We start from the raw sequence: 16,677 nt of genomic DNA on the forward strand, positions 1-16,677 counted from the left end.
CCTAACGATTCAACAAGGGGATTAAATAACGACTGGAACTGAACTGGTATGCCAGATCAGCACCCGCGTGACGCGATTGTCTTCGGTCTCCAGAATTTCCAGGCGATAGCGCCCGATCTTCAGGCATACCGCGCTGTCCGGAATGGTCTCAAGGGCTTCGGTCACCAATCCGTTAAGGGTTTTCGGACCATCGCTGGGCAGGTGCCAGCCCAGGCTCTTGTTCAAGTCGCGAATCGACGCCGCACCATCAATCACCAGGCGTCCATCGGCCTGAGGATGGATGTGCGGGTTGTCCAGGCTGTGCTGGCTTTCGAACTCACCGACGATTTCTTCAAGAATGTCCTCCAGGGTCACGATACCCAGCACTTCGCCGTACTCGTCGACCACCATGCCCAAGCGCCGCTGCTGCTTGTGGAAGTTCAGCAGCTGCAGCTGCAGCGGGGTGCTTTCCGGGACGAAATAAGGGTCATGGCTGGCCGCCATCAGCGCTTCCATCGTCAGGCTGGCATCGGCCAGCAAATGACGGATGTGCCGGGTGTTGAGCACCGCTTCGACCTGGTTGATGTCGCTGTGGAACACCGGCAGGCGCGTGCGCTTGTTGTGGCGCAATTGCTCGATGATTTCTTCAATCGGGTCGTCGAGGTTGATGCCGTCGACGTCACTGCGCGGCACCAGAATGTCGTTGACCGTGATGTTGTCCAGCGCGTGGATGCCGGACAGCGGGTGCGGGCGGCAGACGCTATGGTCCTGATCTTCGTGCCGATCCGTCGGCGCTTCGTCTTCGCTCTGCTGCACGACTTTGACTTTGCGAGCGAACGGTCGCATCAACAACTGGCTCAAGCCATTGAGCATCCAGGCGGCCGGGTAGATGATTTTCAGTGGCGCGCCGAGCAAGGTGTTGCCCAGGTTCAGCACCGCGTCAGGGTGGCGATAGGCGAGTGTGCGCGGCAGGTAGTCGGCGAACACCAGGAGTGCGGCGCCAGCGCCGAGACAGGCGACCCATGGGCCGTTCCCGGCCCAGGTGAAAATCGCCAGCAACGTGCTGATGACCATGACCAGCGCACGGCACAGGGTGTTGCAGAAGATCAGGCTGTTGAGCGGGAAGCTCAGCTTCGCCACCGGTTTGTCGCTCGAACGCGAGGCAGTCCGCTGGGCCAGCAACTGCTGTTGTGCTGCTTCGATGGCGGTAAACAGCCCCGACCATAAAATCAGCAGGGCCAATACCGCGAGCATCGGCCCTATGGGCAAGTCGTCCATTAATGCCGCCCGTCAGATATGCAGGATGTATTCACGAACCAGCTTGCTGCCGAAATACGCCAGCATCAGCAGGCAGAAACCAGCCAGAGTCCAGCGAATTGCCTTGTGTCCGCGCCAGCCGAGGCGATTGCGGCCCCACAGCAGCACACTGAAGACAATCCAGGCCAGGCACGCCAGCAAGGTTTTATGCACCAGGTGCTGGGCGAACAGGTTGTCGACAAACAACCAGCCGGAGATCAACGACAACGATAGCAGCGTCCAGCCGGCCCACAGGAAACCGAACAGCAGGCTTTCCATGGTTTGCAGCGGCGGGAAATTCCTGATCAGCCCTGACGGATGTTTGTGCTTGAGCTGATGGTCTTGAACCAGCAGTAGCAAGGACTGGAACACCGCAATGGTGAACATGCCGTAGGCGAGGATCGACAGCAGGATATGGGCGAGGATGCCCGGTGCTTCGTCGATGATCTGTACGGTGCCGGCCGGCGCGAACTGCGCCAGCAGCACGGTCGCGGCCCCCAGCGGGAACAGCAATATCAGCAGGTTTTCCACCGGGATCCGCGAGCAGGCCAGCAAGGTCAAGGCAATGACCGCGGCGGCAATCAGGCTGGCGGCGCTGAAAAAATCCAGGCCCAGGCCGATCGGCGTCAGCAGGTGGGTAAGCAGGCTGGCGCTGTGAGCCAGGACCGCCAATACGCCGAGCGTGACCAGCAGGCGCTTGTTCGCCTTGGCGCCGGTGGCCAGACGAGAGCCCTGATAAAGAGTCGCAGCGGCATATAAGCAGGCGGCGGCGAGAGTGGTAAGCAAACTGGGTGACAAGGGGAGCATAAATCCTGTTAGGCAAGCCCGAAAGGGGCTGAGTTTGGCATAGAACCCCCGCCGCACGAAAGTGTGAGGTGTCCGCCAGACGCAGTCTTCGCTATAATCCGCGACCTGCCCACGCCGCAGGCTCGCCGAGCACATGTTTATTCCGGTCTGGGCCGCCATTATCCCGGTCTACACAGGGCCTGAAAGGATCGCGCAATGTTTGAAAACTTAACCGACCGTCTCTCGCAGACGCTGCGCCATGTCACCGGCAAGGCCAAGCTGACCGAAGACAACATCAAAGACACCCTGCGTGAAGTGCGCATGGCGTTGCTCGAAGCCGACGTCGCCTTGCCCGTGGTCAAAGACTTCGTCAATTCGGTCAAGGAACGCGCTGTCGGCACCGAGGTGTCGCGCAGCCTGACACCGGGCCAGGCCTTTGTGAAGATCGTCCAGGCCGAGCTCGAAAGCCTGATGGGCGCGGCCAACGAAGACCTGAACCTGAGCGCCGTTCCACCTGCCGTGATCCTGATGGCCGGTTTGCAGGGCGCGGGTAAAACCACCACCGCCGGCAAACTTGCGCGCTTCCTTAAAGAGCGCAAGAAAAAGTCGGTCATGGTCGTGTCCGCGGACGTTTACCGTCCGGCGGCAATCAAACAGCTGGAAATGCTTGCGGGTGAAGTCGGTGTTACCTTCTTCCCGTCCGACCTGAGCCAGAAGCCGGTCGACATCGCGCAAGCGGCTATTAAAGAAGCAAAGCTTAAGTTCATTGATGTGGTCATCGTCGATACCGCCGGTCGTTTACACATCGACGAAGAGATGATGGGCGAGATCAAGGCGCTGCACGCCGCGATCAACCCGGTCGAAACCCTGTTCGTGGTTGACGCCATGACCGGCCAGGACGCCGCCAACACCGCCAAGGCGTTTGGTGATGCACTGCCGCTGACCGGGGTGATCCTGACCAAGGTCGACGGCGATGCCCGTGGCGGTGCCGCCCTGTCGGTTCGAGCCATCACCGGCAAGCCGATCAAGTTCATCGGTATGGGCGAGAAGAGCGAAGCGCTCGATCCGTTCCATCCTGAGCGTATTGCTTCGCGCATCCTCGGCATGGGCGACGTGCTCAGCCTGATCGAACAGGCCGAAGCGACCCTCGACAAGGACAAGGCCGACAAACTGGCCAAGAAACTGAAGAAGGGCAAGGGTTTCGATCTCGAAGACTTCCGCGATCAGTTGCAACAAATGAAGAACATGGGCGGCCTCGGCGGTCTCATGGACAAACTGCCCAACATGGGCGGCGTGAACCTGGCGCAGATGGGCAATGCCCAGGGTGCGGCAGAAAAGCAATTCAAGCAGATGGAAGCCATCATCAACTCCATGACCCCGGCCGAGCGCCGCGACCCTGATGTGATCAGCGGTTCGCGCAAACGCCGGATCGCCATGGGTTCCGGCACTCAGGTGCAGGACATCGGTCGCTTGATCAAGCAACACAAGCAGATGCAGAAGATGATGAAGAAATTCTCCGCCAAGGGCGGAATGGCCAAAATGATGCGCGGCATGGGCGGTATGTTGCCCGGCGGCGGCATGCCAAAGATGTAAAGAATTCGCGCAAGGGCTTGCTCTTGCGCAACCCCACAAGGAAGTGGGAACTCCAGCAAACCCGCACTTGGCGGGAGCTGACTGGCCGTTTTCAACGACGGCTCTATAGCAAATCTGGATGGCGTCCGATAGGCCGCCGGAAAAAGACATTTGCAAAAGTCCGGATATTCCTTAGAATATGCGGCCTTTCGGGCACCTATGCCCGCTGTGCCTTTAGATTTGCAGCACCGACTACAGGAACGATGTTCACATGCTAACAATCCGTCTTGCCCTTGGCGGCTCCAAAAAGCGCCCGTTTTACCACTTGACCGTAACCGACAGCCGCAACCCGCGCGACGGTTCGCACAAGGAACAGGTTGGTTTCTTCAACCCTGTTGCTCGTGGTCAAGAAGTCCGTCTGTCCGTGAACCAAGAGCGCGTAGCCTACTGGCTGAGCGTTGGTGCACAACCTTCTGAGCGTGTTGCTCAGTTGTTGAAGGACGCGGCTAAGGCTGCGGCCTGAGCAATATGAACGCGACGCCAGCTGTTGCTGATGATTTGATCGTTATTGGCAAAATTTATTCGGTTCATGGCGTTCGCGGCGAAGTGAAGGTGTATTCCTTTACTGATCCGACAGAAAACCTGTTGCAGTACAAAACCTGGACGCTCAAGCGCGAAGGCAATGTGAAACAGGTCGAGCTGGTCAGCGGACGTGGGAACGACAAGTTCCTGGTCGCAAAGCTCAAGGGTCTTGATGATCGTGAAGAAGCCCGTCTTCTGGCCGGTTATGAGATCTGCGTGCCGCGCAACCTGTTCCCTGAATTGACCGACGGCGAGTACTACTGGTACCAGCTGGAAGGTCTGAAGGTTATTGATCAACTCGGGCAATTGCTCGGGAAAATCGATCATCTTCTGGAAACCGGCGCCAATGATGTAATGGTGGTCAAGCCTTGCGCTGGCAGCCTGGATGATCGCGAACGCCTGTTGCCCTATACGGAACAATGCGTGTTGGCTGTCGATCTGGCCGCAGGCGAGATGAAGGTGGATTGGGACGCGGACTTCTAAGCGTGGCTAACTTGCGCGTAGAAGTGATCAGTTTGTTTCCCGAGATGTTCTCCGCCATCAGCGAGTACGGCATCACCAGTCGGGCGGTGAAACAGGGGCTGTTGCAGCTCACCTGTTGGAACCCGCGAGACTACACGACGGATCGACATCACACTGTGGATGATCGCCCATTTGGCGGTGGTCCGGGCATGGTGATGAAGATCAAGCCCCTGGAAGATGCACTGGTTCAGGCCAAGGCAGCAGCCGGGGAGGCGGCGAAGGTAATTTACCTGTCCCCCCAAGGCCGTCAACTGACTCAGTCGGCGGTGCGCGAGTTGGCGAATCTGGATGCATTGATCCTGATTGCCGGCCGCTATGAAGGCATTGACGAGCGTTTTATAGATACTCATGTCGATGAAGAGTGGTCGATTGGCGACTATGTACTGTCTGGCGGCGAGCTGCCGGCGATGGTCCTGATCGATGCGGTTACACGACTGCTGCCTGGAGCTTTAGGGCATGCGGACTCCGCCGAGGAAGATTCCTTTACGGATGGTCTGCTGGATTGCCCGCACTACACCCGACCGGAGGTGTATGCGGATCAGCGTGTTCCCGACGTGTTGCTAAGTGGCAATCACGCGCATATCCGGCGTTGGCGTTTACAGCAGTCCCTTGGTAGGACCTTTGAACGACGCGCCGATCTTCTGGAAAGCCGCTCGCTTTCTGGAGAAGAGAAGAAGCTGCTCGAGGAATACATCCGCGAGCGGGACGATAGTTAACAACGTATCGATGGTAGATCCGACGATTTACCTTAGGAGCACAGCATGACTAACAAAATCATCCTTGCACTCGAAGCAGAGCAGATGACCAAAGAGATCCCTACCTTTGCCCCGGGCGACACCATTGTCGTTCAGGTGAAAGTGAAGGAAGGCGACCGTTCGCGTCTGCAAGCGTTCGAAGGTGTTGTTATCGCCAAGCGTAACCGCGGCGTAAACAGTGCTTTCACCGTTCGTAAAATCTCCAACGGTGTTGGCGTAGAGCGTACTTTCCAGACCTACAGCCCGCAAATCGACAGCATGGCCGTTAAACGTCGCGGTGACGTACGTAAAGCCAAGCTGTACTACCTGCGTGACCTGTCTGGTAAAGCAGCTCGCATCAAGGAAAAACTGGCTTAAGTCCAGCTTCCGATGCAGAAAAAAGCAGCCTACGGGCTGCTTTTTTGTTGCCTGCGATTTATGCCGGCAATGGTTCCGCGAGTGCGCGTGCTATGAAAGACTGTTCGTCACTTTCCAGTCGTTACCTGTCTTGCCTGAGCCTTTATGCCTGCCATTGATCATCCGCTGATAGACCAATTTCTCGACGCCCTGTGGCTGGAAAAAGGTCTTGCCGATAACACCCGCGATGCCTATCGCAGCGACCTCGCGCTGTTCAACGGCTGGTTGCAGGAGAAAGGACTGGAGTTGATCAACGCTGGCCGTGAGTTGATCCTCGATCACTTGGCCTGGCGACTGGAGCAAAACTACAAACCCCGATCCACGGCGCGATTCCTCTCGGGTGTGCGTGGCTTTTATCGTTATTTGCTGCGGGAAAAACTGATCGCGGTTGACCCCACCTTGCGCGTCGACATGCCGCAGCTGGGCAGGCCCTTGCCGAAATCCCTGTCGGAAGCCGACGTCGAAGCCTTGCTCAAGGCGCCGGATCTGAGCGAAGCCATCGGCCAACGTGACCGCGCCATGCTCGAAGTGCTTTATGCGTGTGGTTTGCGGGTGACAGAGCTGATAAGCCTGACGCTGGAGCAGGTCAATTTGCGCCAGGGTGTGCTCCGGGTCATGGGCAAGGGCAGCAAGGAGCGCTTGGTGCCGATGGGCGAGGAAGCGATTGTCTGGGTCGAGCGCTACATGCGCGACGCCCGTGGCGAGTTGCTCGGCGGGCGTCCCAGTGATGTGCTGTTCCCCAGCCTGCGCGGCGAACAGATGACCCGCCAGACCTTTTGGCATCGCATCAAGCACCAGGCCAAGGTCGCCGGAATCGGCAAGTCGTTGTCACCACACACCCTTCGCCACGCTTTTGCGACGCACCTGCTCAACCACGGCGCCGACCTGCGTGTGGTGCAAATGCTGCTTGGCCACAGCGATTTGTCCACCACGCAGATCTACACCCATGTCGCCCGTGCACGCTTGCAGGACTTGCACGCCAAACACCACCCGCGCGGTTAGCGCGGACCGGCCGACGCAGGCTTCGCCAGCTGCATAAATGCGTCGTGCAGCGTGAGCGAGATGTCGTGCATCAGGCGCATTCGGCCACGCGAGCCTTATGTGGTAGGCTTTGCCGGTTTGCACGATGGGCGTTTATGACCCGGTGTATCGCACGGGCGTTCTGATCGTCCCATTTGTCCGCCTTCAGGAGTTCTCATGCGTCTGACCCAGATTTTCGCCGCCGCCGCCATTGCGTTGGTCAGCACCTTTGCCGTCGCTGATGACGCGGCCGACAAAGCCATTCGTAAAAGTCTGGAAAACCTCCAGCTCGACGTGCCCGTCGAAACCATCACGGCCAGCCCGCTGCCAGGTCTGTACGAAGTCAAACTCAAAGGTAGCCGCGTGTTGTACGCCAGCGCCGATGGCCAGTACGTGGTTCAGGGCTACATGTTTCAGCTCAAGGACGGCAAACCGGTCAACCTGACCGAGAAGACCGAGCGCCTGGGCGTTTCCAAACTGGTCAATGAAATTCCTGTCGCGGACACCGTGGTGTATCCGGCCATCGGTGAAACCAAGTCGCACATCACGGTGTTTACCGACACCACCTGCCCGTACTGTCACAAACTGCACGCCGAAGTGCCTGAGCTGAATAAACGTGGCATCGAAGTGCGTTATGTCGCATTCCCGCGCCAGGGTCTGGGATCGCCGGGTGACGAACAGCTGCAAGCGGTCTGGTGCTCGAAAGACAAGAAAGCCGCCATGGACAAAATGGTCGACGGCAAGGAAATCAAGGCCGCCAAGTGCGATAACCCGGTTTCCAAACAGTTCGCCCTCGGTCAGTCGATTGGCGTGAATGGTACACCGGCCATCGTTTTGGCCGACGGTCAGGTCATTCCGGGCTACCAGCCAGCGCCACAAGTCGCCAAACTGGCACTGAGCGCGAAGTAAATTCGAATCGTCACGGTCAGCCATTGACGATCATGGTCCGGCAGCAACATTGCCGGGTCATTAATAGGGAACCGCGAGTACGCGGTTGTTTTCACGGCCGACCTTGAGTCGGCCGTTTTATGGGGAGTTCACAGTGAAACCGGTCAAAGTAGGCATCTGTGGGTTAGGAACCGTCGGTGGCGGTACCTTCAACGTACTTCAGCGCAACGCCGAGGAAATTGCTCGTCGTGCCGGGCGTGGAATCGAAGTGGCACAAATTGCCACGCGCACGCCAAAGCCTCAGTTCCAAACGACCGGTATTGCGATTACCAACGATGTCTTCGAAGTGGCCACGAACCCTGAGATCGACATCGTTATAGAGTTGGTGGGCGGCTACACCGTTGCCCGCGAGCTGGTACTCAAGGCCATCGAGAATGGCAAGCATGTGGTCACCGCGAACAAGGCACTGATTGCCGTTCACGGTAATGAAATTTTCGCCAAGGCTCGCGAGAAAGGCGTGATTGTGGCGTTCGAAGCGGCTGTGGCCGGCGGCATTCCGGTGATCAAGGCGATCCGTGAAGGCCTGTCCGCCAACCGCATCAACTGGGTCGCCGGGATCATCAACGGCACCGGCAACTTCATCCTCACCGAAATGCGTGAAAAGGGCCGAACCTTCGAAGACGTGTTGGCCGAGGCGCAAGCCCTGGGTTACGCCGAAGCCGATCCGACTTTCGACGTTGAAGGCATCGACGCAGCCCACAAGCTGACGATTCTGGCCTCCATCGCGTTCGGTATCCCGCTGCAATTCGACAAGGCCTACACCGAAGGCATCACCAAGCTGACCACCGCTGACGTGAACTACGCCGAAGCGTTGGGCTACCGCATCAAGCACCTCGGTGTGGCACGCAGCACGCCTGCCGGTATCGAACTGCGCGTACACCCGACGCTGATCCCGGCTGATCGCCTGATCGCCAACGTCAACGGCGTGATGAACGCGGTCATGGTCAACGGCGATGCGGCCGGTTCGACGCTGTTCTACGGCGCAGGTGCGGGCATGGAGCCAACCGCTTCGTCGGTGATCGCCGACCTGGTGGACGTGGTTCGCGCCATGACCTCCGACCCGGAAAACCGCGTACCGCATCTGGCCTTCCAGCCGGACTCGCTGTCGGCGCATCCGATCCTGCCGATCGAATCCTGCGAAAGCGCCTACTACCTGCGCATTCAGGCCAAGGACCATCCGGGCGTGTTGGCTCAGGTGGCGAGCATCCTGTCGGAGCGTGGCATCAACATCGAATCGATCATGCAGAAAGAAGTGGAAGAGCATGACGGTCTGGTGCCGATGATCATGCTGACTCACCGTGTGCTGGAACAGCACATGAACGACGCGATTGCCGCCCTTGAAGCGTTGACCGGTGTTGTCGGTCCGGTTGTACGGATCCGTGTCGAACACCTTAACTAAGCAGCTGCAAGCTGCAAGCTGAAAGTTGCAAGCTAGAGACCAGTGTTGCTCAGCTTGCAGCTTGAAGCTTGAATCTTGAGGCTCAAACCGAAGGTTTGAAAAAATGCGCTATATCAGTACCCGCGGCCAGGCACCGGCCCTGAATTTCGAAGACGTCCTGCTGGCCGGTCTCGCCACAGACGGCGGTCTGTACGTCCCGGAAAACCTGCCACGTTTCACCCAGGAAGAAATCGCTTCCTGGGCCGGCCTGCCATATCACGAGCTGGCCTTCCGGGTGATGCGCCCGTTCGTGACCGGCAGCATCCCTGATGCCGATTTCAAAAAGATTCTCGAAGAAACGTACGGTGTGTTCTCGCACAACGCCGTAGCGCCACTGCGTCAGTTGAACGGCAACGAGTGGGTGCTGGAACTGTTCCACGGCCCAACCTTGGCGTTTAAAGACTTCGCCCTGCAACTGCTCGGTCGCCTGCTCGACTACGTGCTGGAAAAGCGCGGCGAGCGTGTGGTGATTGTCGGCGCGACTTCCGGTGATACCGGTTCGGCCGCCATCGAAGGCTGCAAGCATTGCGAAAACGTCGACATCTTCATCCTGCACCCGCACAACCGCGTGTCCGAAGTGCAGCGTCGGCAGATGACCACCATTTTCGGCGAGAACATCCACAACATCGCCATCGATGGCAACTTCGATGACTGCCAGGAAATGGTCAAGGCGAGCTTCGCTGACCAGAGCTTCCTCAAAGGTACGCGTCTGGTCGCGGTGAACTCGATCAACTGGGCGCGGATCATGGCCCAGATCGTCTACTACTTCCACGCCGCCCTGCAGCTCGGAGGCCCGGCGCGTTCGGTATCGTTCTCGGTGCCAACCGGCAACTTCGGCGACATCTTCGCCGGTTACCTGGCGCGCAACATGGGCCTGCCGATCAACCAGTTGATCGTCGCCACTAACCGCAACGACATCCTGCACCGCTTCATGAGCGGCAACCAGTACGTCAAGGAAACCCTGCACGCCACGCTGTCGCCGTCGATGGACATCATGGTGTCGTCGAACTTCGAACGCCTGCTGTTCGACTTGCACGGTCGCAATGGCGCGGCGATTGCCGGGCTAATGGACAGCTTCAAACAGGGTGGTGGTTTCAGCGTCGAAGAGGAGCGCTGGACCGAAGCCCGCAAACTGTTTGATTCGCTGTCCGTGGACGACGTGCAAACCTGCGAAACCATCGCCGAGGTGTACGAGCAAACCGGCGAGCTGCTGGACCCTCACACGGCCATCGGCGTGAAAGCTGCACGCGAGTGCCGTCGCAGCCTGGATATTCCAATGGTGATTCTCGGCACCGCGCATCCAGTCAAATTCCCGGACGCAGTGGAGAAGGCTGGCGTAGGAAAAGCGCTTGAGCTCCCTGCACATCTTTCTGATTTGTTTGAGAGAGATGAGCGTTGCACCGTGTTGCCAAACGACCTGAAAGCCGTGCAGGCCTTTGTCAGTCAGCATGGCAACCGCGGCAAGCCGCTGTAACCGTAAAAGCTGTCACATTTTGAAGCCCGTCTCCTGACGGGCTTTCTCATTTCTGCGTGCCACACTTGTAGCGTTTTCGCCCGTGAGGAAAGGGTGAGTTGATCACGAAGGAAGTGGCAATGTGGTTTTGTAGAGGGTTCAAACCAGCTGTGTGCTGGGTGTTTTTAGTCAGCGCCATCGGCTTTATTCAAACGGCGCTGTCGGCACAATTGGCGATTTCCGAGGCAAAGGGCTCTGTCATTGGCGTGATGATTGAGCTGAATGCCGAAGAAAAAAAATGGATGGCCGAAAACCCGCAAATCATCGTCGCGTCGACTCAATATCCGCTGTATCTGTTCAAGGATGAGCACGGTCAATGGAGCGGTTTGAACAATGACCTCCTCAATCGCATCGGTGAGATGACGGGGTTGCAGTTTATTCATGAGGAGTCGTTTTCCACCGCCCAATTGCTTGAGAGGCTGGAGAGTGGCGCGGCGGACATGAGCACGACGCTGGCGATGAACGACGAACGCAAGACGTTCCTGGATTTCAGTCATGCATTCGGAGGAGCGGGGTGGGTATTTGTCGGACGGGCGGGTTTGCCTGAGATCCAGTCTCTGGAGCAACTGATGAAAAGGGTGGTGGTGCTGCCGGCCAGGCATGCGCTGGAGCCGGTGATTCGTCGTGACTTTCCCTCCATCGAGCTACGCTCGGTCAAAACGTACGCCGAGGCCAGGGCCTTGGTCGAGAGCGGAGATGCCTACGCCACCATCGAAAATGAAACCGGCGCGCAGCTCTACCCGTCGGGACAACTCAAGGTGGGGCGTACGGTGGAGGGCAAATGGGAAGCGGACTACCTGACAATACGCAAAGGTCAGCCGCAGTTGCTCAGCGTCCTCAACAAGGCGCTCGAGGCGTTTCCGCCTGCCGAGTTGCGTGCCATTCGCTCGAAGTGGCTCAACGGGATCGGCCCGGTGCGTGAGCCGACTGGATGGCAACGGTTCACCCAGTGGGGGTGTTGGGGCATTTGTATAGTCAGCGTGTTCGGCCTGCTGTCCTTGCTCTGGAATCGACGTCTGACGGTACTGATCCAGCATCGCCTGAAGGCCGAGAAAAGTCTCAGCGATCAACTGGCCTTCCAGCAGGCGATGATGGACGCGATGCCCGACCCGATGTTTGTACGTGACCTGGAAGGGCGGATGGTCATTTGCAACAAGAGTTATGAGGAAGGCTTGTCGACCCGTTTTGATCAGGTTCAGGGGCGACAGCTGATCGAGCTCGACCTTCTGCCCAAGGCGACCGCCGAACTTCTGCATGCCGAATTTACCGTCCAGCTCGCCACGCGCCAACCCCGGTTCATTGAGCGTCATTTGTTGTTTCACAATGGCGTCAGGAACGTTTACCAATGGACTGTGCCGTTCTACAGCGCCGACGGCCAATTGCGAGGTTTATTGGGAGGCTGGACCGACAGAAGTCGGCGACGAGGAGAGTGAAGCCTTTGTTTTCTCCTTGTCATCTTCGCCGTGCATGCTCTATCAACCAGAGGCGCCGACGCGCCTGCACCTGAAATCCAGAACTTTCTTCTCGGGCCAGTGGTCATTAATGGTGAGCAGACCCCAGGCACTTTGTTTTCGGACTATTGAGTGGTGATCGAGATGGAAAGTATTAGTCTATTGCTCGTAGAGGCGCTGAGCCCCTATCAGGTCACGCTGACTCCGTCGGGCGCCCAGGGTGAATGCCTGGTGACATTGAAGAATACGACGGGCGCGATTGTCGTCGAACGCGCATTCAATCAAGCGCAGCTGACCGACAAACGTCTGCTGACCGACGTCGTCGACGGATTGCACCGCGACGTACTCATTGCCGAAGGACGGCTGGAGCCCTGTGTCATCGCGGCATTGCGTAATGCGGCTCAGGACAAAATCCTGGCCAGCCGAAATTGAAGTGATTTTTGTGGGAACCATCCCGCGACAAAGTCAGTCAGACCCTACAACAGCAGGATCAAGCATTGTGCTCCGGTGCTTGTAGCTTGCTGCTACGGGTCTTTATGTAGGCCACGTTTGACCCCGAGTCGTCTCCCCACTTCTCGGGGTTTCTTTTTGCCTGCGATTGGCCGTAACGCAGAATCAGCGCTTGAGCTTAGATAGCCCCATCTTTGCGCAATTGTGCAATTTGCAGCGCGTCATAGCCAAGTTCCTGGAGCACTTGTGCGTTGTGCTCACCGAGTTGCGGCCCGACCCATTCTGAAGTGCCAGGTGTTTCAGAGAGTTTCGGCACAATACCCGGCATCTTGAAATCCTTGCCATCCGGAAGCTTGGCCTGCAGGAACATTTCCCGGGCCAGGTACTGCGGATCGCTGAACATGTCTTCGGCGCTGAAGATCCGGCTGGCCGGGACGTCCGCTTGATTCAGCCGTTCGATGACCGTGTCCAGTGGCAGCGAATTGACCCAGCGGTCGATCACCCCATAAATCTCGTCGCGACGGCCATCACGCCCGTCATTGCTGGCCAGCACTGGGTCATTGGCCAGGTCGTCGCGGCCGATGATCAGCATGAAACGTTTGAAAATCGCATCGCCATTGGCGCCGATCTGCACATGTTTGCCGTCGGCGCTGGTGTGGATCGAGGAGGGCGTGATGCCCGGCATGATGTTACCGGTGCGTTCGCGAATAAAACCAAACACATCGAACTCCGGCACCATGCTTTCCATCATCGCGAAGATTGCTTCGTACAGCGCCACGTCGACCACTTGGCCGAGACCGCCGTTCACTTCGCGATGACGCAGGGCCATCAGTGCGCCGATCACACCCCAGAGCGCCGCAATCGAGTCGCCGATGGAAATTCCGGTGCGCACCGGTGGCCGGTCCTCGAACCCGGTGATGTAGCGCAGGCCACCCATGGATTCACCGACCGCGCCAAAACCGGGTTGATCTTTCATCGGCCCGGTCTGACCGAAACCGGAGAGGCGCACCATCACCAGCTTCGGGTTCAATGCATGCAGGACTTCCCAGCCCAGGCCGAGCTTTTCCAGGACGCCAGGGCGAAAGTTCTCGATCAGGATGTCCGCTTCGCTGAGCAGCTTTTTCAGAATCGCCAGGCCGTCGGGGTGTTTCAGGTTCAGGGTCAGGGACTTTTTGTTACGCGCCTGAACGAACCACCACAGCGAGGTGCCTTCGTACAGCTTTCGCCATTTGCGCAACGGATCGCCACCGTCGGGGGATTCGATCTTGATCACTTCGGCGCCAAACTCACCGCAAATGCGCGAGGCAAACGGCCCGGCGATCAGGGTACCCAATTCAATGACTTTCAGACCTGAGAGTGGTTTTCCGGAGAGCGGCATGCGGGATCCTGTAGGACAAAGGCTGGGCGAATACGCCGTTTTAACATAGCCGAACGTCAGACGAGCAAGCAGAATCGCCTTCAGTTCGATGATTACCTACAGCATCGGTTAGACTTGCCGCCTTTCCCCGTATCAAGAAGCCCGTTCATGGCCCAGCCGTCCACGACCTACAAGTTTGAACTGAACCTCACCGACCTCGACCGCAGCGTTTACGAGACCGTGAAGCAGACCATCGCCCGTCACCCTTCGGAAACCGAAGAACGCATGACCGTGCGGCTGCTGGCCTACGCCTTCTGGTACAACGAGCAGCTGTCATTCGGCCGTGGTCTGTCGGACGTGGATGAACCCGCCTTGTGGGAAAAGAGCCTGGACGACCGCGTCCTGCACTGGATCGAAGTCGGCCAGCCAGACGCCGATCGCCTGACCTGGTGCTCGCGTCGCACCGAACGCACCAGCCTGCTGGCTTACGGCAGCTTGCGCGTCTGGGAAACCAAAGTGATCCCGGCCATCAAAAACCTGAAAAACGTGCACATTGCTGCCGTGCCGCAGGAAGTGCTGGAAACCCTGGCCAAAGACATGCCACGGGTAATCAAGTGGGACGTGATGATCAGTGAAGGGACGATTTTCGTCACCGACGATCGTGGTCAGCACGAAGTCCAGTTGCAATGGTTGAGCGGCGAACGCGGCTGATCAATCGCTGCAGTCCCGTTTCACTCGGTTTTATCCAACGTATTCAAGAGAAGCACCTGTCACCCCATGCGCATCGAACCTCGCCTGTTGCCCGACACCCTGCCATTTCTCGGTGATCTGCCGCCGCTGCTGACCCGCCTGTACGCGGCGCGGGGCGTGCTGACCGAGGCGGAACTGGACAAGAGCCTGGCGCGGCTGATTCCGTTTCAGCAGCTCAAGGGCATTGAAGCCGCCGTGGATTTGCTGGTGACGGCGCTGGAGCAGCGCCAGCGCATTCTGATCGTCGGCGACTTTGACGCCGATGGTGCGACGGCCAGTACCGTGGGCGTATTGGGTTTGCGCCTGCTGGGCGCGGCTCACGTCGATTATCTGGTGCCGAACCGGTTTGAGTACGGCTACGGCCTGACGCCTGAAATCGTCGAAGTGGCCTTGACCCGCACGCCGCAATTGCTGATCACCGTGGACAACGGCATCTCCAGTGTCGAAGGCGTGGCGGCGGCGAAAAAGGCCGGCCTCAACGTGTTGGTCACCGACCACCACTTGCCCGGCGATGAATTGCCGCTGGCCGATGCCATCGTCAATCCAAACCAGCCAGGGTGCGACTTCCCGAGCAAGGCGCTGGCCGGCGTCGGGGTGATTTTCTATGTGCTGATGGCCCTTCGCGCCCGACTGCGCAGCCTCGGCTGGTACGAAAGCAAGCCGCAACCGAACATCGGCGAGTTGCTGGATCTGGTCGCGCTGGGCAGTGTTGCAGATGTGGTGCCGCTGGATGCCAACAACCGGATTCTGGTGCACCAGGGCCTGGAGCGGATTCGCGCCGGACGTGCCCGGCCGGGAATCAAGGCCATCCTTGAAGTGGCCAAGCGTGATCATGCCCGTATCACTTCCACGGATTTGGGCTTCATTGTCGGCCCGCGCCTGAACGCAGCAGGGCGCCTGGACGACATGAGCCTGGGCATCGAGTGCCTGCTCACCGACGACACGGGGATGGCGCGGGAAATGGCCGTGCAACTCGACGGCATGAACCAGGACCGCAAATCCATCGAGCAGGGCATGCAGCGTGAAGCGCTGGCGCAACTGAAGGATTTGCCGGTCGAGTCGATGCCGTTCGGTTTGTGTCTGTTTGATCCCGAGTGGCACCAGGGTGTCATCGGTATCCTCGCTTCGCGTATGAAAGAGCGCTATTTCCGTCCGACCATCGCCTTTGCCGATGCCGGCGATGGCTTGCTCAAGGGCTCGGGGCGTTCGGTACAGGGTTTCCACATTCGCGATGCGTTGAGCGTGGTGGCGGCGCAGCATCCCAACCTGATCAGCAAATACGGCGGCCACGCCATGGCGGCTGGCTTGACTCTGCCGGAAGCGAATTTTCCGCTGTTCGCCGAGGCCTTCGACGCGGAAGTGCGCCGGCAATTGCGCGAAGAAGACCTGACCGGGCGCCTGCTGTCGGACGGCACGCTGGCGGTCGAAGAGTTCCACCTCGAACTGGCCCGCGCCCTGCGTCATGCCGGTCCATGGGGGCAGCACTTTCCCGAGCCGTTGTTCCATGGCGTGTTCCAGTTGGTCGAGCAGCGTGTCGTCGGCGAACGTCACCTGAAAGTGGTGCTAAAAAGCGAATGCGGTTCGGTGAAACTAGACGGTATCGCCTTCGGCATCGACCGCGAAATCTGGCCGAACCCGACCATCAAGTGGGTGGAACTGGCCTACAAACTCGACCTCAACGAGTTTCGCGGTAACGAAACCGTGCAGCTAATGATTGCCCACATCGAACCGCGATAGCGATCTCCCTGACGCCAAATATCCCAGGAACCCTCCCTCATCTCCCCGATGTCGACTAGGCTCTAATCACTGCTTGATTATCCTTGTGACGTCTTGTCGAATTTTTTGCCCGCGGGGGCGGGTGC

Annotated in this window: 16 protein-coding genes; 13 read left to right on the top strand and 3 right to left on the bottom strand. The window is 58.5% G+C overall.

The genetic code is table 11. The features are described 5' to 3' along the window. Positions 1–21: 21 nt before the first annotated feature. Entirely contained in the window at positions 22–1,257 is a 1,236-nt protein-coding gene (locus tag J2Y56_RS05255; protein ID WP_007944868.1) for a transporter associated domain-containing protein, read from the bottom strand. 12 nt (positions 1,258–1,269) lie between these two features. Further along, positions 1,270–2,082: a cytochrome c biogenesis protein CcsA gene (locus J2Y56_RS05260; RefSeq protein ID WP_310349054.1), complete on the bottom strand. Its 813-nt coding sequence runs from the start codon at positions 2,080–2,082 to the stop codon at positions 1,270–1,272. A gap of 195 nt (positions 2,083–2,277) precedes the next feature. On the opposite strand from J2Y56_RS05260, the gene ffh reads away from it, so the two are divergent. The 11 genes from ffh to J2Y56_RS05315 all read left to right on the top strand — a co-directional run bounded on the left by ffh (position 2,278) and on the right by J2Y56_RS05315 (position 12,690). After that, the gene (gene ffh, locus J2Y56_RS05265; protein ID WP_007944871.1) at positions 2,278–3,654 is read left to right on the top strand and encodes a signal recognition particle protein; all 1,377 of its coding nucleotides are present in this window, start codon (positions 2,278–2,280) and stop codon (positions 3,652–3,654) included. A gap of 250 nt (positions 3,655–3,904) precedes the next feature. Next, complete coding sequence (gene rpsP / locus J2Y56_RS05270) at positions 3,905–4,156, top strand: 30S ribosomal protein S16 (protein WP_007944872.1); 252 nt, start codon at positions 3,905–3,907, stop codon at positions 4,154–4,156. Between the two features lie 5 nt (positions 4,157–4,161). Beyond that, entirely contained in the window at positions 4,162–4,698 is a 537-nt protein-coding gene (gene rimM / locus J2Y56_RS05275; protein ID WP_007944873.1) for a ribosome maturation factor RimM, read from the top strand. A 2-nt stretch (positions 4,699–4,700) separates the two neighbouring features. Continuing rightward, entirely contained in the window at positions 4,701–5,453 is a 753-nt protein-coding gene (trmD, locus tag J2Y56_RS05280; protein WP_007944874.1) for a tRNA (guanosine(37)-N1)-methyltransferase TrmD, read from the top strand. Positions 5,454–5,498: 45 nt separating this feature from the next. Continuing rightward, positions 5,499–5,849 (top strand): 50S ribosomal protein L19, encoded by a 351-nt coding sequence (gene rplS, locus J2Y56_RS05285; RefSeq protein ID WP_003175895.1) that lies wholly within the window; start codon positions 5,499–5,501, stop codon positions 5,847–5,849. Between the two features lie 144 nt (positions 5,850–5,993). Beyond that, positions 5,994–6,890 (top strand): site-specific tyrosine recombinase XerD, encoded by an 897-nt coding sequence (xerD, locus tag J2Y56_RS05290; protein WP_007944877.1) that lies wholly within the window; start codon positions 5,994–5,996, stop codon positions 6,888–6,890. A 195-nt stretch (positions 6,891–7,085) separates the two neighbouring features. After that, positions 7,086–7,817 (top strand): bifunctional protein-disulfide isomerase/oxidoreductase DsbC, encoded by a 732-nt coding sequence (gene dsbC, locus J2Y56_RS05295; protein ID WP_007944878.1) that lies wholly within the window; start codon positions 7,086–7,088, stop codon positions 7,815–7,817. 133 nt (positions 7,818–7,950) lie between these two features. Next, positions 7,951–9,255, top strand: a complete 1,305-nt coding sequence (locus J2Y56_RS05300) for a homoserine dehydrogenase (RefSeq protein WP_007944880.1) — start codon at positions 7,951–7,953, stop codon at positions 9,253–9,255. 103 nt (positions 9,256–9,358) lie between these two features. Continuing rightward, positions 9,359–10,768: a threonine synthase gene (gene thrC / locus J2Y56_RS05305; protein ID WP_150781633.1), complete on the top strand. Its 1,410-nt coding sequence runs from the start codon at positions 9,359–9,361 to the stop codon at positions 10,766–10,768. A 119-nt stretch (positions 10,769–10,887) separates the two neighbouring features. Beyond that, on the top strand, positions 10,888–12,240 hold the full coding sequence (locus J2Y56_RS05310; protein ID WP_310349059.1) for a transporter substrate-binding domain-containing protein: 1,353 nt from the start codon (positions 10,888–10,890) through the stop codon (positions 12,238–12,240). Positions 12,241–12,402: 162 nt separating this feature from the next. After that, the gene (locus J2Y56_RS05315; protein WP_007944884.1) at positions 12,403–12,690 is read left to right on the top strand and encodes a DUF3509 domain-containing protein; all 288 of its coding nucleotides are present in this window, start codon (positions 12,403–12,405) and stop codon (positions 12,688–12,690) included. A 196-nt stretch (positions 12,691–12,886) separates the two neighbouring features. Here J2Y56_RS05315 and J2Y56_RS05320 read toward each other — a convergent pair whose 3' ends face one another. Continuing rightward, complete coding sequence (locus tag J2Y56_RS05320) at positions 12,887–14,086, bottom strand: CaiB/BaiF CoA-transferase family protein (RefSeq protein WP_007944885.1); 1,200 nt, start codon at positions 14,084–14,086, stop codon at positions 12,887–12,889. 147 nt (positions 14,087–14,233) lie between these two features. On the opposite strand from J2Y56_RS05320, the gene J2Y56_RS05325 reads away from it, so the two are divergent. Continuing rightward, positions 14,234–14,776, top strand: coding sequence for a YaeQ family protein (locus J2Y56_RS05325; protein WP_007944886.1), 543 nt, complete (start codon positions 14,234–14,236; stop codon positions 14,774–14,776). A 66-nt stretch (positions 14,777–14,842) separates the two neighbouring features. After that, positions 14,843–16,552 carry a single-stranded-DNA-specific exonuclease RecJ gene (gene recJ, locus J2Y56_RS05330; protein ID WP_007944887.1) on the top strand — a complete coding sequence of 570 codons (1,710 nt, stop codon included), beginning with the start codon at positions 14,843–14,845 and terminating at the stop codon, positions 16,550–16,552. Positions 16,553–16,677: the final 125 nt, after the last annotated feature.

This window comes from Pseudomonas sp. BE134, from assembly GCF_031456105.1.
In the GTDB taxonomy this organism is placed as follows: domain Bacteria; phylum Pseudomonadota; class Gammaproteobacteria; order Pseudomonadales; family Pseudomonadaceae; genus Aquipseudomonas.